At 37.3% G+C, this 22,191-nt stretch carries 17 protein-coding genes; 16 read left to right on the top strand and 1 reads right to left on the bottom strand.

The features are described 5' to 3' along the window. Position 1: 1 nt before the first annotated feature. A complete protein-coding gene (locus tag ELS83_RS09420; protein WP_171595305.1) occupies positions 2–547 on the bottom strand; it encodes a DUF1599 domain-containing protein in 546 nt (181 codons plus the stop codon). Between the two features lie 140 nt (positions 548–687). On the opposite strand from ELS83_RS09420, the gene folP reads away from it, so the two are divergent. The 16 genes from folP to ELS83_RS09340 all read left to right on the top strand — a co-directional run bounded on the left by folP (position 688) and on the right by ELS83_RS09340 (position 22,186). Beyond that, entirely contained in the window at positions 688–1,518 is an 831-nt protein-coding gene (folP, locus tag ELS83_RS09415) for a dihydropteroate synthase (protein ID WP_171595304.1), read from the top strand. Between the two features lie 47 nt (positions 1,519–1,565). Continuing rightward, positions 1,566–2,357, top strand: coding sequence for a diadenylate cyclase CdaA (gene cdaA / locus ELS83_RS09410; RefSeq protein ID WP_171595303.1), 792 nt, complete (start codon positions 1,566–1,568; stop codon positions 2,355–2,357). A gap of 4 nt (positions 2,358–2,361) precedes the next feature. Next, the gene (locus ELS83_RS09405) at positions 2,362–3,216 is read left to right on the top strand and encodes a TIGR01777 family oxidoreductase (RefSeq protein WP_171595302.1); all 855 of its coding nucleotides are present in this window, start codon (positions 2,362–2,364) and stop codon (positions 3,214–3,216) included. A 217-nt stretch (positions 3,217–3,433) separates the two neighbouring features. Further along, complete coding sequence (locus tag ELS83_RS09400; RefSeq protein ID WP_171595301.1) at positions 3,434–5,893, top strand: response regulator; 2,460 nt, start codon at positions 3,434–3,436, stop codon at positions 5,891–5,893. Between the two features lie 24 nt (positions 5,894–5,917). Then, positions 5,918–7,306: a sigma-54-dependent transcriptional regulator gene (locus ELS83_RS09395; RefSeq protein WP_171595300.1), complete on the top strand. Its 1,389-nt coding sequence runs from the start codon at positions 5,918–5,920 to the stop codon at positions 7,304–7,306. A gap of 347 nt (positions 7,307–7,653) precedes the next feature. Further along, positions 7,654–8,079 carry a hypothetical protein gene (locus tag ELS83_RS09390; RefSeq protein WP_171595299.1) on the top strand — a complete coding sequence of 142 codons (426 nt, stop codon included), beginning with the start codon at positions 7,654–7,656 and terminating at the stop codon, positions 8,077–8,079. 151 nt (positions 8,080–8,230) lie between these two features. After that, entirely contained in the window at positions 8,231–8,419 is a 189-nt protein-coding gene (locus ELS83_RS09385; RefSeq protein ID WP_054720643.1) for a helix-turn-helix domain-containing protein, read from the top strand. Positions 8,420–8,602: 183 nt separating this feature from the next. Further along, the gene (locus ELS83_RS09380) at positions 8,603–13,375 is read left to right on the top strand and encodes a T9SS type B sorting domain-containing protein (RefSeq protein ID WP_171595298.1); all 4,773 of its coding nucleotides are present in this window, start codon (positions 8,603–8,605) and stop codon (positions 13,373–13,375) included. Between the two features lies 1 nt (position 13,376). Then, complete coding sequence (locus tag ELS83_RS09375) at positions 13,377–14,396, top strand: PorP/SprF family type IX secretion system membrane protein (protein WP_171595297.1); 1,020 nt, start codon at positions 13,377–13,379, stop codon at positions 14,394–14,396. A gap of 112 nt (positions 14,397–14,508) precedes the next feature. Further along, positions 14,509–15,087 carry a CsgE family curli-type amyloid fiber assembly protein gene (locus ELS83_RS09370; protein ID WP_171595296.1) on the top strand — a complete coding sequence of 193 codons (579 nt, stop codon included), beginning with the start codon at positions 14,509–14,511 and terminating at the stop codon, positions 15,085–15,087. A 17-nt stretch (positions 15,088–15,104) separates the two neighbouring features. Next, positions 15,105–15,527 carry a curli production assembly/transport component CsgF gene (locus ELS83_RS09365; RefSeq protein ID WP_171595295.1) on the top strand — a complete coding sequence of 141 codons (423 nt, stop codon included), beginning with the start codon at positions 15,105–15,107 and terminating at the stop codon, positions 15,525–15,527. A 43-nt stretch (positions 15,528–15,570) separates the two neighbouring features. Beyond that, positions 15,571–17,025 (top strand): CsgG/HfaB family protein, encoded by a 1,455-nt coding sequence (locus tag ELS83_RS09360; protein WP_171595294.1) that lies wholly within the window; start codon positions 15,571–15,573, stop codon positions 17,023–17,025. A gap of 362 nt (positions 17,026–17,387) precedes the next feature. Continuing rightward, positions 17,388–19,028 (top strand): hypothetical protein, encoded by a 1,641-nt coding sequence (locus tag ELS83_RS09355; RefSeq protein WP_171595293.1) that lies wholly within the window; start codon positions 17,388–17,390, stop codon positions 19,026–19,028. Between the two features lie 348 nt (positions 19,029–19,376). Further along, complete coding sequence (locus ELS83_RS09350; protein ID WP_171595292.1) at positions 19,377–21,017, top strand: hypothetical protein; 1,641 nt, start codon at positions 19,377–19,379, stop codon at positions 21,015–21,017. Positions 21,018–21,093: 76 nt separating this feature from the next. Continuing rightward, positions 21,094–21,624 carry a hypothetical protein gene (locus tag ELS83_RS09345; RefSeq protein ID WP_171595291.1) on the top strand — a complete coding sequence of 177 codons (531 nt, stop codon included), beginning with the start codon at positions 21,094–21,096 and terminating at the stop codon, positions 21,622–21,624. Between the two features lie 256 nt (positions 21,625–21,880). Beyond that, on the top strand, positions 21,881–22,186 hold the full coding sequence (locus ELS83_RS09340) for a hypothetical protein (RefSeq protein WP_171595290.1): 306 nt from the start codon (positions 21,881–21,883) through the stop codon (positions 22,184–22,186). Positions 22,187–22,191 lie beyond the last annotated feature (5 nt).

Below are 22,191 nucleotides of genomic sequence, written 5' to 3'. Positions count from 1 at the left end.
TTTATTGTGCGTTTTCAAATTCAATTTTAATCAGGCCAAAAACAGCATAGTTAATCATGTCAAAGTAATTGGCATCAATTCCTTCCGAGATTAAGGTTTTGCCCTGGTTGTCTTCAATTTGTTTGGTTCTGTTGATTTTCATCAAAATCAGATCGGTAAAAGAGCTTACTCTCATACTTCTCCAGGCTTCGTCGTAATCGTGGTTTTTGGCTTCCATTAACTCCTTGGCCTCATTAAAATATTTGGTATACAGCTCCAATGTTGCTTCTCTATCCATCTCTTCATCCGATGGTCCCAATTCCAACTGAATGATTCCCATGATTGCGTAATTCACAATACCAATAAATTCTGAACGGATATCATCTTCGATTTTGCTTGTGCCTTTCGTTTCGATGCTTCGGATACGCTGTGCTTTAATGTAAATCTGATCGGTTAAGGAACTAGGGCGAAGAATTCTCCAGGCAGTTCCATAATCATGCATTTTTTTTGTGAAGATATCTGTACAGATTTCAATAATAGAGTTGTACTGTTGGTCTGTGTTATTCATAGTTTATTTTAGAAATTTTCCCGTAAAAGTACTAAATAAGGCAAAGCCATGGTATTTTATTTTACTTTTGCTTGGGTATTTGATCAATCAAATTGGTTATGCAAAATTAAAAAACTAATTGTTTTAACAGCGATATTCCTATGATTAAGTGTGGTAATCATTCAATAAATTTTGAAACTCCTTTGGTAATGGGGATTCTAAATATCACTCCAGATTCTTTTTTTGATGGAGGAAACTATACAAATGAGTCGGCGATTGTAAGCAGGGCAGAGAAAATTTTATCGGATGGCGCAGATATTATCGATATTGGAGCTTTTTCTACTCGACCAGGAGCCGAAAATGTTAGTGCTGATGAAGAATTAAAAAGAATGGCGCCTGCTGTGAAAGCAATCAGGAAGGAATTTCCAGAAGCGATTTTGTCAATTGATACCTTTCGTTCGAGCATTGCCAGGAAGATTGTACAAGAATATGGAGACTGTATGATCAATGATATTTCGGGAGGTACTATGGATGATGAAATGTTCAAGACCATTGGAGAATTAAAGGTTCCTTATATCATGATGCACATTAAGGGAACACCGCAAACCATGCAAAATGATCCTACATATCAGGATTTGATTGGCGAGATCAAAACATTTTTTAAGGAAAGGCTAAAACAGCTCAGAAATTTTGGAGTAGAAGACATTATTCTGGATCCAGGTTTTGGTTTTGGAAAAACTTTGGATCACAATTATGAAATTGTTGCGCGATTAGACGAATTTGCCAATTTAAACCTGCCAATTTTGGCCGGATTGTCACGCAAGTCGATGATCTACAAATATCTTGGAGGTACACCTGATACCAGTTTAAACGGTACAACAGCCCTCAATATGATCTGCCTAGAAAATGGAGCTTCCATTCTTCGTGTTCATGATGTAAAGGAGGCTGTTGAATGTGTTAAACTTCATAATATGATCAAATCACAATCATAAAAGTTCTAATAAAATTGTAATTTTGTTAAAAGACTGAATTTAAATCTATGATCACTGCTTTTATCACTCTCGGACTTTTCGATATTCTGGATATACTTTTAGTAGCCTTGCTTTTGTACCAGGTGTATTTATTAATTAGAGGAACAGTTGCCATTAATATTTTTGTTGGATTGTTTTTATTCTATTTGATGTGGCTTTTGGTTCGAGCCTTGAATATGGAATTGCTAAGTAGTATCCTTGGTCAATTTATTGGGGTTGGTGTAATCGCTTTGATTATTGTATTTCAACAGGAAATCAGGAAGTTCCTACTAATTCTTGGTTCACGATACAATGTGAATCAAAAATTTAGTCTCCAAAATTGGTTTACAAACGATGAGGTAGGATTTGAGGAACAGGAAATCAATTCCATTGCAACTGCCTGCGAGCACATGTCAAAATCGAAAACAGGTGCACTTATTGTGATTGCCAAAAATACCGACTTACAGACTTATGCCGATACCGGAAAAATTGTGAATTCGAGGGTGTCAGGAACTTTGCTGGAGTCGATATTCTTCAAGAATTCTCCTCTTCATGATGGTGCCGTAATTATTGCAAACAATCGCATTTTGGCAGCTCGTTGCATATTGCCCGTTACGGATAGTACCAACATTCCGGGTAGTCTCGGTTTACGACATCGCGCAGCAATAGGAATGAGCCAGGCAACCGATTCTCATGTAATTACAGTATCCGAAGAAACCGGTAATATTTCCTATATTATGGGTGGTAATATCAAGGTACGAATTACTGGTGTTGAATTGAAAAAGTTTTTAGCCGGAGATTATTCCGGATTTATTGTATAATCGTATGAAAATTGCATTGTCAGGAAGTAATGGTTTGGTTGGTTCGCATTTATGTGATTTCTTAAAGCACGAATGCGATGCTGATATCATTAAAATTCCGAGAGAACTTTTGTATGGCGATGCAAGTTTGTTGGCGAATAAGCTTCTGGGAGCAGATGTAATCATTCACCTTTCGGGAGCATCGATTCTCTCGAGGTGGACCCCAAAAAACAAACAAATACTTCGCGATAGCAGGGTTGTTACCACCAGGAATTTATGTAAGGCGGTGAATTTAATGCAACAAAAACCCAAACAATTTATTTGTACCTCGGCTGTTGGAATTTATAATAACAATGAGCAACATACCGAAAACAGTAAGGCATATTCTGATGATTTTTTAGGACAAATTTGTATGGAGTGGGAGGAATCTGCCATGCAAATGCAAGAGCTCAATGTAGCAACTGCGATTTTTCGTTTGGGTGTAGTTTTAAGTCTACAGGGTGGCGTAATTCAAAAAACTTTACCTCTTTTTAAAATGGGCTTGGGAGGTCGTTTGGGATCGGGAAAACAAGCCTTCCCTTACATTCATATTGAAGATTTAGCGAGGGCATATGCCTTTGTAATCAAAGCAAATTCAAAAGGGATTTATAACCTGGTTGCGCCAGATGAAGTGAGCAATTATGATTTTACCAAATCACTGGCGAAAAGTCTTAAGCGCCCAGCTTTTTGTCATGTTCCATCTTTTATATTGCGCAATTTGCTTGGTGAGGCTTCTACTGTTCTGTTAAATGGACAAAGGGTAATACCGGAACGCCTGCAAAAAGAGGGGTTTGTATTCAATTATTTAACATTGAATGAGGCTCTTCATGCTCTTACCTAGAGCTTTAGTTGGAAAATTTAATAACCATTTTCGGATAGTTGACCAAGTAAATGTAACTTCTCAGCGAGGATAAAGGTGCGTTAATCACAATTGCATTGATTTTTAAACGGAATCGTTTTAATTTTGATTAAACAAACAGGAAGATTAAAAATAAGATTGCCCGCATAAGGGTATTTTTTTTCTGTAATGCGTTTTAATTAAGATTAATCAATTGTGTATGGGATTTAATTTTACTCCTGAAGTATTGGTGGTGGATGATAGATTGGAGAACCTGGATCTCCTTGAGGCAGTATTGGGTAAATTAGACGCAAAACTGGAGCTGATTCAATCGCCTTTGGATGCGATTCGGAAGATCGATGAGAAGGAATATGCTCTCATCATCCTGGATATTCAAATGCCACAAATGGATGGATTTGCTTTGGCCGAAAAAATACGTTCCGGAACAAAGAACCAATCTACTCCAATTATTTTCCTAACAGCTTTTTATCTTGATAAAGAGAGCGAGCAGAGAGGTTATGAGTGCGGTTGTGCCGATTTCATTATGAAACCTTTTAACTCGACCATTCTTAAAAACAAAGTAAATATTTTCCTGGATCTTTTTAAAAACAGAAAACAGAAAGAAGAGCAAAACAAGAAGCTTAATAATGCCTTAAGAGATAAAGAACTATTCGAGAACCGTCTAAAAAATCTTGCTAGCAACTACAGAAGCATTATCGAGGGGCAAAGCGAAATGATTTTAAAAGTTGACAGCAGCTTAAAAATTGAATTTGCCAATAAAGCATTTACCGATTTCTTTGATTATACGCTTGATGGGGTTTCGGTAAATAGCCTCGCAGAAATTAACAAAGAGCTTTCCGATCAAATCATCACTGCCATCAAACAAATGAATGGAAAAAAAGAGTCCATAATAATGGAAAAATCCATTAAAAATCATTTGTCGGATCAGCGTTGGTTTGAATGGTCGATTTTCAAGCAAATTGAATTTGATAACATGAATTACCACATTGTGGGTAGAGATGTTTCTGATCGAAAATTGCTTAAAGATTCGCTGATCAAGAAAGAATTGATGGTTCGTAAAATTCAGAAATTGGCAAGAGTAGGCAGTTTTGAATGGGATTCTTACACCAAAATATTCAGAGGGTCGACAGAATTTTATCGCATTTACGAAATATCTGAAAAAGAAATTGATCATGTTTTGGAAAATGTGAAAGCAAAACTTCATCCAGACGACCTTTCAGGTTTTGACAAGGTGTTTCACACAATTCCAAATAAGAATCAAAAGTTAGAGTTGAAGCACAGAATCCTGACAAGGGAGAAAAAACTGCGTCATATTCATGTTGAGCTAAACATTGAGTATAACGAAAAGCTGGATGTGCATACTTATACTGGTGTGGCCTGGGATGTTACCGAAGACATGGAGATGGAAACAACCTTTAAGCATAGCCTGGGTTTCGAAAGGGATGAATATCACGACAGAGCTTTTATTGAATTGAATAAAGACAATGAAATTGTTTTTATCAATGATTTTGGTTGCAAGCTTTTGGAATGTGAAGATTTAAAGATGATTCCATATCAGAATATCTTGAAATTTATACCTGATTTACACCAGGAGAAAGCGAAAGATTTATTCAATTTTTCGGAACAAAAGAGAGATTTTGCCTTCGATGTTTTGAGTATACAATCGAAAAACCAGAAAGTGAAAAAAGTGATTCTGGTCGCTTTTTCGTACCAAAATAGTAATGGAGGAGGTGTTCGTATTTTAATGAATGAGTTGCCTCAGCCAAAAATGGATCATTCAAACAATGGAGCTTTTCGTGCAGTTGTTTCTGATTTGCAAGAGAATGAAAGAGAATTCGATAAAAATGCAGAGGAGTTGCAAGATAGGATGGATCAAGAGCTTCTGGTGAATGAATACCACAGAAAATTGCTGGCTCAGAAATCGGAATTGGAAACTTTGGGCAAAATGGCAAGCAGTGTGGTGAATGAAATTAACCAACCTCTTTCTGGCATATCAATGGTGATCGACAATATTTTGTTGAGATTGTCAAAAGGCATTGTAGAGAAGGATTATATTGAAGATAAATGTTCCCAGGTGTTTAAGGATATTGATCGAATCAAGGCCTTTTTATCGCAAATCGGTATTTTTAATTCTGCTCAGCACGAAAGTTGCGAAGATTCGGTAAATGTGAATCTTGTAGTACAAGATGCGGTGAACCTGATTAAGAAGCAATACAAAAATTCCAATGTAGAAATTAAACTAAAGGTTGATCCTGATTCGCTTTTTATTTGCGGAGATAAATACAAACTTCAGAAAGCCATAGTGAATATTCTAAACAATTCTTTCGATTCAATTGGTGAAAAATTGAAAAAAGAAAATGTGAAAGAAATTAACGAAGATGGTATTCAAATTAAAACGAAGCTGGTTGATAAAGATGTAGTGGTATCGATAAAAGATTTTGGAGAAGGAATTGATTCCAAAAATTTGAACTACATCTTTGAACCATTTTTCTCCACCAAAAAAGATGGAGTTAATTCAGGATTAAGCTTGTATGTGAGTAAAAATATCATACAAAAAATGAATGGTGAAATTAAGGTGAAAAGTAAGAAAAATGAGTTCACCGAGATGAAATTAATATTCCCATTTGAACAAAAAGTCGAAAAAAAAGAAGTATTTTAAGGAAAGTTAACCTTTACAACCACTATGATATCTGTAAGTAATCTTCGAATTCTGATTTTGGATGATGAGCAGCTGGTTCGTGATGAGCTCAGTGAGTTTTTGATTGATCCAAATTTTCAGATTTTTAAAGCCAGTACTCCATCTCAGGCTTTTGAGATTATGGATCGTAACGAGATTCATATCGCAATTGTCGATGTAAACCTGCCAGAAATGAATGGTTTGGAGGTGTTGGAGAAGATTAAAAAGGATTATTCGGATATCGAAGTAATCATGATTAGTGGTTATAGTGAAATGGATTCGGTGATTCACTCGATGAGATTAGGCGCTTCGGATTTTTTCACCAAACCTTTTCGCCTTAGAGATGTTGAACACTCCATTGAACGGACCAAAAAGTTTGTAAACCTGAACAAGAGTTTGCAGGAGGTAAAGAGAAATTACTCTATTATATCCAAAGAATTTTACGAGGCGATGGGCTACGAAATTGTAGGCGAGAGTCGTCATATGAAAAACCTGATCAGTTTAATTGGTAAAGTTGCTAAAACTGAGAATACATCAGTATTAATTACCGGAGAAAGTGGTACAGGAAAAGAATTGGTTGCAAGGGCAATTCACTATCTGAGCAGCAGAAAAGAGAATTGTTTTTATGCTGTAAATTGTAGTGCTATTCCGGAAACTTTATTCGAAAGTGAATTTTTTGGTCACACCAAAGGTGCTTTTACTGGAGCCTCCGATACCAAAACTGGTTGGTTCGAAGCTGCCAATAAAGGAACATTATTCCTTGATGAAATTGGAGACATGCAGCTGAACCTGCAAACCAAGTTTTTGCGTGTTTTGGAAGATCGAAAAATTAGAAAAGTAGGATCTAATATCGAAATTCCTTTTGATACAAGAATCATTGCCGCTACAAACCAAAATTTGGTTGATCAAAGCAAGGAGAAAGGCTTTAGGCTGGATTTGTATCACAGGATCAGCTCTTTTGTAATTCACTTAGAGCCACTCAGAAAGCGTAAGGAGGACATTCCGTTGCTTTTAGATTATTTCGTGAAGTATTTTAACCGTATTATGGCCAAGAATATCAACGAGATAGACGAAGCAGTTGTTCGAAAGTTATTGGCTTATGAATTTCCTGGCAATGTTAGAGAGTTAAAAAATATGGTAGAACGAGCGGTGATTATCTGCGATACCAACAAATTAAATTTATCTCATTTTCAAATGAGCCAGGTAAGGGAGGAAGAGTCGAATCATTATCATTACCCTTCTGAGGAGATATTGGATCTGGAACTGGTTGAAAAGAATTGTATTATTAAAGCTTTAGAAAAGTCGAACTACAATAAATCAAAGGCAGCAGACCTCCTAAATATTACATGGCAATCGCTCGATCGGAGGATAAAAAAACACAAAATAGAAAAGTAAAAATCTGGAATTTTCCAGATTTTTTTTTGCATCCAAAATCGGATATATCCACTTTTTACGTGGAATAAAAATTCGTAAAATCAATAAAATCAAGACTTTCTTATATATGTCAGAATTGACCAAAAATAGATATCCGAAAATGGAGGAAAAACTACAAAAAACATATGTGCAAGAAATACAGGCTTTTAGTGTTTTGTTTTAGGATTCTTAAACTTTTATATCCGAATGTGGATAGCTAAATGCAGTGCTTAAAATGAGATAAAATTCGTAAGCATCAAAAAATCAAGATGTTAGAATTTGTGGCATTTGATTTGAAAGTGATTTATGCGTTGTAAAGTAATGACGATATGGGTGTTTTAATATTGGAAGGAAATAGCTTTAAAATTCTTCCCTCATCAGGAAAAACAATGAATATCTTATTTATAAAAGAAAATAGATCGCTAATTGGTGAATTGAAAGAATACATTCACAGTTTGGATGCACAGGCATACTTTGCCGATGATCCTATTGAAACTGAAATTATTCTGAATCAAACATCAATCGATCTTGTAATTATTCCTTTAAAGGCCCTATCGAATTTAGAGATGTTAAAATATATCAACGATCATTTTAAGAAAACAAAAGTTGTAATTACTGTTGATCGTGAAGAAGAGAGTACAAAAATCAGAAACCGTAAAACTTTATATACGAACTACGATTTATTGCAAAAGCAATTGCGTTTGTTCGATTTAAAAAAAGCTATTGGTTCAGGTTTGGATTACAGCCCGAACTAATTCGCTCTATTCACTTTAAAACCTAACCATGTTTTGGTTAAAATTTGCAGAAAGTTAGCTTGGTGTGGGAGTAAGTGTTTTCTTACTTCCCATCCAGGTTAAAAACAAAAAAACCTTATTACTCGATTATATTCATTTTAAAACTACAGTTATGACACAAGAAGTTCAAGACGATTTGGTAAGAATTAAGGAGAGACTTAGAATTCTTGATGACAAGAAGAAAAAAGTTGCCAAAATTATTGGTATTACTGACGTTTACTTGTCCTACATCCTTAACGGGAAAAGACCTCTAACTGCTAATGTTAAATCAAAATTGTTTGATTACTTAGGACTAAGCTAATTTTTTTAGCAATAGTCGTTTAACTAATATTAAAAATCAGGTAAAGATTCAAAATATTGAACTGATGCCTGATTTTTTTTAATTAGTTTCTTGGTGTTGTGGTGAATATTATTTCGTAAATTGATTGTAAGTAAAAGACAGTCAAAGTTTAAGCAAAGATAAATACTCAGCTTGGTTCACTCTATGCGCTTAAAATTCTACATATTAGCATTTTTATTTTTTTCATCTCTTTCAGCATCTTTTGCACAAGGTCGTGCCGGAGTTTGGTATTTTGGAGAGAATGCCGGGCTCGATTTTAATGTTGATCCTGCTGCTCCGCTAACTGATGGCGCCTTAGATACAGAAGAGGGATGTGCAACTGTATGTAATGCTCAAGGTGATTTGCTTTTTTATACCGATGGAATTACGGTGTATAACAGAAACCATGTGCAAATGGCCAATGGAGGAGGTTTGGATGGGAATGTGTCTGCGACACAGTCTTCTATTATCGTACAGCAACCTGGAAGCGGTGTTTTATACTATATTTTTACTGTCGATGCCCATCAAAATAACCTCAGAAACGGCCTTAGGTATTCCATAGTCGACATGTCGATGAATGGAGGCTTAGGCCAGGTTACCACGAAAAATGTCGTTCTCTTTGCCAACGAAGTCTGCGAAAAAGTAACAGCAGTAAAGCACGCCAATGGATCTGATTTTTGGATCTTAACTCACCGATGGGACAGCAGAAATTTTTTAGCTTTCCAATTAAGTGCAGCAGGTTTGTCGGCCGCAGTAACCAGTACGGTTGGAATTCGGCACAATAGCAGCCGAAGATCGGCCATTGGTTATATGAAAACATCTCCTGGCGGGGATAAACTCGCAGTTGCCATTTATACCGAAGACATGGTGGAGCTCTTCGATTTTAATACTGCCAACGGACAGGTTACCAATCCAGTTCAAATTACGGGTTACGTTTCACCTTATGGTGTTGAGTTCTCGCCATCCGGCGAGTTGCTGTATGTTAGTTTGTATACACAAGGCGAAATGTACCAGTTCGATATCACATCAAATAACGAAGCCACAATTAACGCATCGGCTCAATTAATTGGAAGCGGCCCATGGTATTATGGAGCTTTACAATTGGCTCCTGATAACCGAATATACATGGCAAAAACCAACAATTCAGCAACCGCAGGAAGCTTAAATTTGGATGTGATTAATGATCCGGATGTTGTGGGAGTTGGCTGTAACTGGGTGGCCGACTCTAAAAATTTGGCAGGAAGACGATGTTGGTTGGGATTGCCGAATTTTGTAACCAGTATTTTTAGTTTAGAGTTTGCCTATCAATACAATTGCGAAGGTGATAATACTGAATTTACGATAAGCTCCGATCTATCTAATATTGCAAGTGCAGTTTGGGATTTTGGCGATGGTACTTCCCAAACAAGCAATGTGAGTCCGTTTTCAGTGAGCCATGTATTTCCGGCAGCTGGTACTTATGATGTAAATTTAGAGGTGAACCTGATTTCGGGAGGAACCGACAATGTGACTCAATCTGTAACGATACGGGCATTACCAACCGCAAATGATCAAACGCTTGCCGTATGGGAAGATGTAATTGGAGGAGGTGTTGCATCGGGAATTGATCTTACAGCTCTCGAAGCTGCTGTAAATGGTGGAGCTGGTGTAAGCTACACCTGGTATTCCGATGCTGCCCTCACAACATTGGTTCCCGATCCTACAAATGTTAGTGCAAGCAATGGTCAACAATTTTGGGTTGAGGTGAACGATGGTGTTTGTACAAATGTGGCCGTTGTTACCATTACTGTGAATGCATTGCCCCAGGCTGTCGATCAGAATCCTGTGGTTTGTGAAGACAATTATAATACAGGCATTGCATCAAATATCGACTTGACCTTGTTGGAAAATGCCATAACAAATGGGAGTGGATCGCCAGTTACCTGGTTTCACGATGTTGGATTATCTAATCCTGTATCCAACCCTAATAATAGGGTGGTTTCCGATGGAGAAGTCTTTTATGCTGAGGTATCAACAGGAACAGGTTCAAGTGTGGCAACGGTTACCTATACCGTTGAGAGCTTGCCTGAAGGAAACGATATCACCATTCAGCTGTGGGAAGATACTTTTGGTAGTGGAACGGCTTCCGGGGTCGATCTGACTTCCTACGATAATCAGGTATCAAATGGCAGTCCGGTGGTTTGGTACACCGATGCTTCTTTTACCAACCTGGTTACTGGTCCTGGAAATATTACGGTTACCGATGGAGATATTTTTTATGCTTTTATCGATAACGGAAGCTGTACCAATAGAGGAAGTGTTGAGTTTATCGTACGTTCATCTCCAATTGCCAATGATCAGAATATAGATATTTGTGAAGATGTTGCAGGTAGTGGAACAGCTTCAAATATCGATTTAACGCTTTTGGATGGTGCAATAAATGGCGGGATAAGTAGTACGGTTACCTGGTACAATGATGCTGCTTTAACTAACCCGGTACCTGACCCAACGAATGTTGTGGTAAGCGATGGGCAGCAATTTCATGTGCTGGTTGAAGAGGGAGGAGAATCGAATACAGCCATTGTTACCTACACCGTTTTGCCGTTGCCTACAGCCAATAGTCAAATTATTAATGAATTTGAAGATATACCTGGTTCGAATACTGCCAATGCAGTTGATCTAACTTTTTACAATAACGCAATAACGGGCGGTCAGCCAGTCAACATAGAGTGGTATTTAGATGCTGGTTTGACCAGTTTGGTTCCCGATCCTACCTCGCATGATGTGGTAGATGGAGATATTTTTTACGTTCTGGTCTCCAATGCAACATGTTCAAATGTGGCAACAGTGCAATTTAATGTTCTAAACACGCCTGTGGCTCGCGATGTTTTTCCTGAAGTTTGCGAAGATGTATCAGGAAGTGGAACAGCAGTAGTCGATCTGACTCTGCTTGAGAATCAAATTAACGATGGAAACGGTGATACTTTTAACTGGTTTTTCGATTGGCCTACAGAGCCCAATGGATTACCGACCAATCCAATTGCAAGTCCGAATAACCTAACTGTCAATAATGGCGCAAGATATTTTGCAGCTGTAGATGATGGTACAAATACAAATGTAGCTGTAGTTACGTACACAGTAAGACCTTTACCAAGCGCACTCGATATTGTTCAGGATGTATGGGAAGATAGTTTTGGTACCGGACTGGCAACGGGAATCAATTTATTGAATTACAACTCTCTAATTGATGGCGGAAGTGGGAATTCTGTAATCTGGTATACTGATGCGGCCTTTACCAATGCAGTGCTGACTCCCGATAATGTAAGCGCTGTTAATAATGATGTGTTTTATGCATTGGTGCAGGATGCATACTGTCAGGATGGTGGAAGTATTACCTTTAATGTGAGGCAATTGCCTGAAGCAAGTGATTTGCAAATTACTTTATGTGAAGATACGCAAGGATCGACATCGGTAGCAGCTTATGATCTTACCCAACTTGAAACTGCCGTAAACAATGATCCGGGAACAACAAAGGAGTGGTTTTTCGATGCTGCATTAAGTCTTCCTGTTCCTAATCCGTCGAGTACAACTGTTAGCAATGGCGATGCTTTCTTTGTTAGGGTTAGTTTTGGTGTAGAAAGTAATGTTGGGCAAGTTGATTTTACCATTCAGCCTCTGCCAGTTTCTCAGGATCATTCAGTTGTTCTTTGCGAAGATAATTTCAATACTGCAATTCGCAGTGGTGTAGATTTAAGATTGTACGAAGGCGACATTACGATGAGTCCAGGAGTTTCTCTGGTATGGTACTCCGATGCTTCCTATTCAAATGCGGTTGTGAATCCTGGAAACATTCAGGTTACCGATGGCGATATCTACTATGCAAGGATATGGGATGGCAATTGTGAAAGTTTTGCAGAATTGGACTTTACCATTACCGCATTGCCTCAAACATCAACAGTAACAGAGAATCTGTGCGAGGAAACTTATGGTACTTCAGTTACCAGTGGTGTAAACCTAACCGACTATGAAAGCGATTTAAGTCAGGATCCGAATGTAATCATCCAGTGGTTCGCTGATGATCGATTGACTATTCCTGTTAATAATCCTGCTAGCCAGACCATTTCGAATCAAAGTTCATATTATGCATTGGTCACCAATGCTAACTCCTGTGAAAATTCTGCCAGGCTTAATTTTTTCGTTAATACTTTACCTGAAGCCAATAATGTAATCACCGAGCTATGTGAAGATGAACCAGGATCAGGCATTGTTAACAATTATGATTTAAGTGGATTGGAATCAGGAATATCAGGAGCAGGATCTATAATTTCGTGGTTCGAAGATATAAGCCTGGCTGATGCAGTGAATAATCCTTTGTCGCAGCAAATAACAAACGGGCTGACTTTATATACCGAAATTACAGATGGAATGTGCTTTAACTACTCCAGGGCTGACTTTGTTGTTCACGACCGACCAACATTCGACCTGGGAGCGGATACAACCATTTTTTATACCGAAAGCAAGGTATTGGCCCCGGCAATAGAAATCAGATTTTTACCAGGCACTTACCTGTGGCAGGATGGTGTTACCTCTTCTACCTACACGGTTACCGAAGAGGGATTGTATACACTTTTATTTACTGATTTTAATGGTTGCAGGGGCGAGGATGAAATAATGGTTTATGTAGATCGGTATAGAATTTTTGTTCCCAATGCCTTTACCCCAAATGGCGATGGTTTAAACGATACTTTTGGGCCTGTGATTACGGGTGATATTGCCGGAGAGGAGATCGAAATGTATATCTACAATCGTTGGGGTGAAATGATTTATGAATTTACCGATTTAGGCGTTGGATGGAATGGAACCTATAAAGGAAAGCCTGTAAACCCTGGTGTTTATGTATGGACCTTAATTATTAATGGAAAGTCAAAGCAAGATGGCTCGGTATCTTTAATCAGATAAGATGATAAAATGGAGAATTGTTCATATTATATTTTGGCTTGTGCTCGCCTTATCAGCGAAAGCACAGGATATTGAATTTTCTCAGTTTTATGCCAATCGATTGTACCTGAACCCAGCCTTGGCAGGCTCGGAATTTGCTCCGGTTGCCTCTGTTTCCTATCGCAATCAGTGGCCGCAAAACAACAATCCCTTTGTAAGCTATACGGTTTCTTTCGATCAATATATTGATATTATGCGTGGCGGACTTGGATTGTTATTGATACAGGACAATCAAGGCGATGGGGCAATTAAAACTACCATGGCTTCAGGCATGTATTCTTACTCCCTAAATATCAATCGAAACTTCTCAATCAATACTGGCTTAAAAGCTACCTATGTTCAAAGAAAATTAGATTGGGAATCGCTTGTGTTTTCCGATATGATTGACCCTTTGTATGGAGTAATATATCCGGGAAGAGAAGTTCAACCAGGGAGTTTATCTCATTCCTATATTGATTTTTCACTTGGTGTGGTAGCAAACTATAAGAATTTCTATTTTGGGGCTGTCGCCGATCACTTATCCGAACCCGATGAGGCATTCGATAGCGATGACAATACAGCTATTTTACCTCGAAAATATACATTTCATGCAGGAGCATTAATCCCTATTGGATATTCGAGAGGTTTAATGAAGAGCGATTATTCAATTTCGCCTAATATTCTTTATCAGAAACAGCAGGATTTTGAACAAATGAACTATGGACTTTATTTTTCACGAACCAATTGGGTGGTGGGGGCCTGGTTCAGACAAAATTTATCATTCGACTTCGATGCTTTTATCGTTTTGTTGGGCTATCAGACTGATCGATTGCGAATTGGATATTCTTACGACTATGTAGTTTCAAAATTGGTGAAAACAAACTCAGGGGCACACGAGATTTCTCTAACATATTTGTTGGGAAAAACACGAACTTCTTGTTCGGGTTCTCATTATTACAGAAAGAAAAGAAGGATCAGGGCAATTAAGTGCCCAAAATTTTAATGGATAAAAAAAGACCAATTGTCAAAGAATTATATTTATCTGTTTAAGTTTAATTAACTGGTTAACAAAAGTTAAGATTTCTTAAGAGTGGTCTAATGTGGTGTAAAAGTTTATGAATTTAAAATTAGAAAGTATATATTTATATATTGTGAAGAAGGCTGAAAATATAGTGTTTAAGCAGAGTCTTTTCTTAAAAAGATTCTTGATATTGGTGCTTTTTGTTTTGAGCCTGTTTCCATATTCATTGCAAGCTCAGGAATCGAAAAAAGTGAGAGATTCGCTCAGAACTTTAGAAATACTGAAAGGTGCGTTAAATAATGCGGTAAAAAATAATGCCAGTGCCGAATCGGCTGAATTGGACATGGAAATTGATGGATTAATTATGGATGAAACCATATCAAAAGTAGGAAGGGATTTCTACGACATGTTTTATTCAGGATGGAATGCACCAAAAAATGCTAAAAATTTTACCATTACCATTAAGGAGATGGTTTTGCCAGGATTGGCTACACAGGTTACCGTAATGGTAAATGATAATGAGGTGTTTAAGCAAAGAGTTCAACCGAGGTACGATATTCTGGAACAGATGTCAAATTATGCAATACAACAAACTGGAAGATATTTATCAAATTACGAAAAAATGAAATCTCAGCTTGATGGTGATGACCAATCGGGTTCGGGTATTTTTTAACCTAAAAATAACACACCATGAAATATTTAAAAGCAATAATCATCGTCGCCATATTTGCCCTGGCTCAACCTGTAGGAGCATTGGCGCAAGATTTTGTATATACTCCGGTAAATTCCAATTTTGGCGGTAATCCATACAATTATAACTGGCTTATCAATTCGGCTAAGCAACAAGATAAAATTGAAGATCCTACTACAGAGGAAGGGTACCAAACAGATCCATTGGATGATTTCGAAGACAACCTGAACCGTCAAATATTGAATCAACTTTCTAGTCAGTTGGTGAATCAGATTTTTGGTGAAGGTGGCGACCTTGAATCGGGAAGTTATAATCTTGGAAGTTACCAGGTTGATATTATGGAAGATGCAAGCGGGATTACGGTCAACATACAAGACCTGCGGAATGGGAATTATACCAATGTGATCATTCCAAGCTATTAAATCACACCATTAATTAATGTAATACCTCACTAAGTCTCTCTATATGCAAAGATTTATACCCTTATATCTGCTGATTATTTTTATAATTGGTGGATGTGTACCCTATTTTAACCAACCGCTAACGGAACAACGTGCCGAAATAGGAGCAGAAACACCAGTTCGTAAAAACCTGGTGGGCTTGCCAGAACCACGAGAAAAAATTGTTGCAGCAGTTTATAAGTTTCGTGACCAAACAGGTCAGTACAAACCTTCGGAAACCGGTGCAAACTGGTCTACAGCTGTTACCCAGGGAACAACGTCAATTTTATTAAAGGCGATAGAAGAATCGGGATGGTTTATCCCCTTGGAGCGTGAAGGTTTATCTAACTTGTTAAATGAAAGGAAAATCATACGTTCCAGCCGTGCCAACTATGCAGGAAAAGACGATAAGTCGCAACTGCTTCCTCCGTTGTTATTTGCGGGGATTGTTTTGGAAGGTGGTGTAATTAGTTACGACGCTAATGTAATTACTGGTGGAGCTGGTTTAATGTATTTTGCTGCCGGAGGTTCTGGTCAGTATCGTCAGGATCGGGTAACCGTTTACCTGCGTGCCATTTCAACCAGTAATGGTAGAATTTTAAAAACCGTTTACACCTCAAAAATGATTCTGTCTCAAAAGATAGATGCGAGCTTATTTAGGTATGTAAAATTTAAGAGACTTCTAGAGGCTGAAACAGGTTTTACCTACAACGAGCCATCAGAAATGGCGGTAAAAGAGGCTATCGAGAAGGCTGTGGAATCATTAATTATCGAAGGTGTAATTGAAGGTTTGTGGGACCTAAAAAATCCTGAAGATGTAAGCTCTGAAGTGATTACCAATTATGTGGAAGAAAAAGAAACCAACCAGGAATCAGATTTCTTTGATCAATTGGTGACCAAGAGAAGACATAAATTTGGTTTGGGAATTGAAGGAGGTTCGTGGCTATATATGGGAGATTATAGTCATACCGAAATGGAAGCTTGCGGAGGTGTATCCTTGTTATACGATACTCAATCGTACGTACAGTTTAAAGCCAGCTTAACAAGGGGAGATTTGGCTACTACGAAACACTTTCAAAGAACCTACAACTCTTTGGATGTAACAGCCAAGTATCGTTTGTTGCCATATAAAAGCTGGACACCATATGTTGAAGGAGGTTTGGGATTATTTTCCCAGCATGATAAATCTGCCTTTACATTCGATCTTTCCAATTCGATACATACCCAGGCAATTTATGGAGCAGGGGTGGAATTCTTACTCAACGACAAGTTTGGATTAAATTTCTCTGTTCTGAATCACTACATTTTTAATGATAATGTTGATGGTTTAAAACAGGGTAATTATAATGACTATTTCTGGGAAGGAAAAATAGGACTTAATTTTTACTTTGATAAACTCTGGGATAAGAATAAAAAGAAAAGGGTGAGAAAACAAAAGATACGCAAAAAACCTAAAGAACAGCCAAAGTCTGTTGAATAAAATATTAACAAGTTACTAACAGGTTAGATTCATTTCTAACCTGTTTTTTTATGCCTAATTTTTTTAATGGATATTGCTTGTAAGCTTGTTATTGCGTGGTTTGCAGCGATTTGTTTAATTTTAATTAACTATTTAGAATGAATTTAAAAGCTTTGTAAGATTTGATCAAGATCTTTTAAATATTCATCATATAAATATATAGTTTGATGTAAACTAACATTTTATTTCCAATATTCCTTTCTAATTTAGTTTTCGAATAAAAAACATAAATCATCAAATCGCACACAGATGTGCATTAAAATTAATTAAAACAATTCACTCAGGGAAACCTGTATTTCACTTTAAACCTAAAAATTCAAACCATGAAAAAGATTTTATTCGTCTTTTTGACAGTTTTATTAACTGGAGCGTATTCTTTCGCTCAAATCAACCAATCAAATGTTGAGCAATACGGTTGGCTTAACAGTGCTGCTGTTACTCAAACAGGTGTATTCAACATTAGTGATGTTTATCAAGATGGTGTTTTCAATAACGCTACTATTGATCAAGCAGGATTTTTCAACGTTTCTTTAGCTACTCAGCTTGGCACAGGAAACACTCTTTATGTAGATCAGGCAATGTCTAACTTCTCTGCAGCTTTCCAATTAGGTTGGTTCAATTTTGCAGACGTTAAGCAGTATGGCTACAACACTTCTTACATTTCTCAATTCTTTGGTTCTTACAACATGGCTTACGTAGATCAGGCAGGTGTTTGGAACGTTTCTGACATTAACCAGGCATTTAGCTATGCTGAATACGCTGACGTATTCCAAAGAGGATGGTTAAACAGATCTGATATTGACCAATTAGGTGGTGCTTATGATATGGCTTTCGTTAGTCAGTGGGGTACTTGGAACAGAGCTAAAGTTCTTCAGGAAGCTACTTACGCAAACCTTGCTATCGTTAGCCAGTATGGTTTTGGAAACTATGCAAATGTTGACCAGTGGTTAGGTGAAGAAAATACTGTTGAAATTCTTCAGCACGGTATGTTTAATACTACATATGCTGAACAATGGGGTGGTATGTTTAACCGCGCATTGGTACACCAAGGTGGTTTAGGTAACTTTGCTTACACTGGACAGTACGGTGGTTATATGAACGATATCGATGTAAACCAGCACGGAAGATATAACGAAGCTTACGCAGCTCAGTACGGTGGTATGTATAACAACTCTATCATCATGCAAAGAGGTAAAGCTAACGTTGCTGTTACAACTCAAGATGGTGGTCTTGCTAACTTAGCATACGTTAACCAAAGAGGTAAATATAACTTTGCTGAAGTTGAGCAAATGGAAGGTGCTTTAAATTGGGCATTGGTGAACCAAAGAGGTAAAGGTAACGATGCATTCGTACAGCAGTACTATGGCGTATTCAATACAGCAGATGTTTACCAGCAAGGTAAAAGAAATGATGCTTACGTAGGTCAGTTAGGTGGTTTATTCAACAATGCTGAAATTGAGCAGTATGGTAAGAGAAATGATGCAGCTATCGTACAAATCGAAGGTGCTTTCAACGAAGCTTACATTGGACAAGAAGGAAAATATAACGATGCTGAAATATACCAGGAGTTTGGTGTAGGTTCTTTCGCAGGTATCGCACAGATTGGTGAATCTAACGAAGCTTATATTGAGCAGTCATTTACTGATTTCTCTTTCGCAGGTATCATTCAGTTAGGTGATGATAATGAAGCAGCTATTGGTCAGTTCGATTCAGATGATAGCTATGCATTAATCAACCAGGAAGGTAATGATAACTTTGCTGTAACAGTTCAGGCATTTGGTGAAGGTAATATCGCAGTTACTAACCAAATTGGTGATTACAACTCAGCTGTAACTCTTCAGGTAGGAAGCAACAACGTTGCTGACGTTTACCAAGAAGGTTTCGGTCACTCATCTACAGTTACTCAGTACGGTAATGGAAACACTGCTATCGTAACTCAATACAATGCAGGTGTAACTCCATAATTATATGAATTGATTTGATTGATTTATAATACAAACAACCGCCAAATTGCTGAAAAATTGCAGTTTGGCGGTTTTGTTTTAAGATATCATTTAAAACATTTTAAACATTTGTTTAAGTTTTCTTATGCTTTTTTAGACTGTTTCAAAATTAGATTATCGATAGTACCATTTAATCAATAGTAATAATTCATTCATGTAAAAATAAAAGCGTTTGGAAAGGCTTTTTCTTAATTTAGATAAAAGATCTACACAGGCTGTAAGCACTTATATGTTAGATCTTATCAGAGCTCTTTATACTATACTTAGATTTTATTTTAATTCACTTTAAAACCTTAAAAAAAATCAACCATGAAAAAATTATTATTTCTGGTAGTTGCTGTGGTTTTTGCAGTTTCTTCTGCATTTGCACAGGTTAACTACTCAACAGTAGACCAATTGGGTTTTGGCAATACAGCTGGTGTTACCCAAGTTGGATGGTACAACATGAGTGATGTTGACCAACTAGGATTATGGAATGACGCTACAGTTGACCAAACAGGATTGGCTAACATCTCTGATATCAATCAGTGGCTTGTTGGTAATTCAGCAATGGTTACTCAGCGAGGCATTCTGAATGTATCGTATGTTGATCAAGTAGGATTCTTTAATATGGCTTACGTTGATCAATTGGGATTGCACAACATTTCCAGAGTTCTTCAATTGGGTTTAATGAATATGGCAGGTGTTAGTCAGGCAGGATGGTTTAACATGTCGTATGTAACTCAATTTGATTTCTTAAATGCTGCATCTGTTATGCAAATGGGATTGGCTAACTTGTCAACTATTGTACAAGCAAACCATAATAACATTGCTATGGTAGATCAGTTAGGAAGATTTAACCGCAGTCATGTTCTTCAGTATGGTGCTTTAAGTACCGCAACTGTTTCTCAAATGGGAGTTCGTAACTTCTCTAACATTACACAAATTTTACCGATTTTCACTGATGCAACTGTTATTCAGTATGGTAGACTTAACCGTTCGGATGTTTACCAAAGAAGAGGTGCTTATAACTCAGCTTTCGTGAACCAGTGGGGTTTAAGAAACATGGCAAGAGTTACTCAATTGTACGGTAGATTTAACACTGCAACCATTTCTCAGCTTTATGCATTTAACAGAGCAAGAACTATGCAAATTGGTGGTTTCAGCAATGTTGCCAATATTCACCAAAATGGTATTTATAATATGGCTTCAACCTACCAAAGAGGTGGTGTAGATAACGAGGCATTTATTATGCAAAATGGTGAAGGAAACCGTGCACGTACAGTTCAAGTTGGTGGAGATCACAATGTATCGAGAACAAACCAAATTGGTACTCGTAACTATGCTTTTGTTGAGCAAATTCATGAATCAGGTGGTGATGTTGAGGTATTCCAAAAAGGATACAGACATTTTGCTGATGTAACGCAAAAGTACGGATCAGGTGATGTAGCTACAGTAATTCAAAAAGGTGTACGCCAAACAGCTTACATTTCTCAGCTTTATGGAACTAAGAACAAAGCTAAGATTAAACAAAAAGATCTTGGAAACTTAGCAATTATCGACCAGATTGGTGGTAAGAAGAATAAAGCAGACATCTTCCAGAAGGGTGAATACAACTTCTCATTTGTTGGACAGTTTGGTGGTAAGAAATCAGACGCATTTGTTGAGCAAAGAGGTGATTTCAACAGAGGTTGGGTATTCCAGTTCGATCAGGAAGAAAGTTTAGCTGACATCTTGCAGGATGGTGACCGTAACGTTGCTGTAATTGCACAAATGGACGGTATGTTTAATAGTGCTACTATTGTTCAAACTGGTGATGACAACACAGGTTTAACTTACCAGTGGGGTGACAACAATACTTCATTCCTTGAGCAAATTGGTAACGGACACTTTGGTCAGGTTATCCAGAATGGTGCCGATAACTTCGCTGTAACTCAGCAAGGAAACAATGGTGTTGTATTCTCACCATGATACTAAAGAAATTATCAGATTAAATTCCCGCTCTTGCGGGAATTTTTTCCTGATTAAAATCTTCACAAAGTCGCTTATGCCTTATTTTATAAAATACATATGGTGCGCTCTGTTCTTATGTTTTAGCAATCTTGTAATTGGGCAGAATTATAATCAGGAAGATCATCTTCTGAAACAGTTGAATTATGGTCTTGCAAATGCCATCGAAGGAGAAAATGTAATTTCTGCTATTCAATATGGAAATGAGAATGAATTATTCATTACTCAATTTAGTAAAGAACAGGTGGCAATTATCCAACAGGTTGGTGTTGAAAACATTTTAGAGGCAGTTCAGAAAGGAAATCGCCAGGTTTTGGAGATTTTTCAGCGAGGAGATTTAAATTTTGTGGAATCTGTTCTAAATGGTAACAGCATTTCCTCTAGCATTCACCAGTATGGTGATAACAATTCATTGCAACAAGAAGTTATTGGGAATAATAAGAGCTTTGAAATTACACAAGTTGGAAACGACAATGAATTAATTCAAATGGATACCGGAAACTCATCAGGTTATGAAGTTACCCAGGTGGGAGTCGGTATGACAGTTATAATACAAAGTGGTTTGTGAATACAGAGCAGGTTTAAATGGTTGGGGTATCCGAAAGGGTACCCCTTCTTATTTTAAGATATTTTATGGAAATTAAATGAATTTTTTAGCTATTTATAGTAATTTAACGCTTCCAATATTGATTTTACGCAACCGATTGGATAATTTTAATAATCGTAAGTAAGTTATTAATTGTATGACACTAAGAATTTTTGCACTAAGTTGTTTGCTTCTTTTGATAGTAAATGTTTACGCAAACCGCATTATCCAAAACAAAATGAAAGCCTGGATCGAATTAGAAGGTGAAATCAATAACTTATCGGTTTGTGCAAAATTTACAAACTACCAAGATCAAACCATCACCATCGACTATGTACTTCGTACCAAGAAAGTAGGGCGTTCCGGTGATACTTCAACAAGTCAAAAAGGAAAAAGCATCGCTCCAACCAACAAAATTTTAGCTTTATCTGAAGCAAGAATGAATTTGTCCAGGAAGGATAATTTATTCGTCAAACTGTTCGTTTATCACAATAAGAAGTTGGTTGCTCAAGATTCGGTTGTTTTACATGGAGATAATGAGTAAATTAA

Origin of the sequence: Marinifilum caeruleilacunae (assembly GCF_013141825.1) — a bacterium.
Classification (GTDB): domain Bacteria; phylum Bacteroidota; class Bacteroidia; order Bacteroidales; family Marinifilaceae; genus Marinifilum; species Marinifilum caeruleilacunae.
This window is presented reverse-complemented; position numbering and strand designations above follow the sequence as displayed.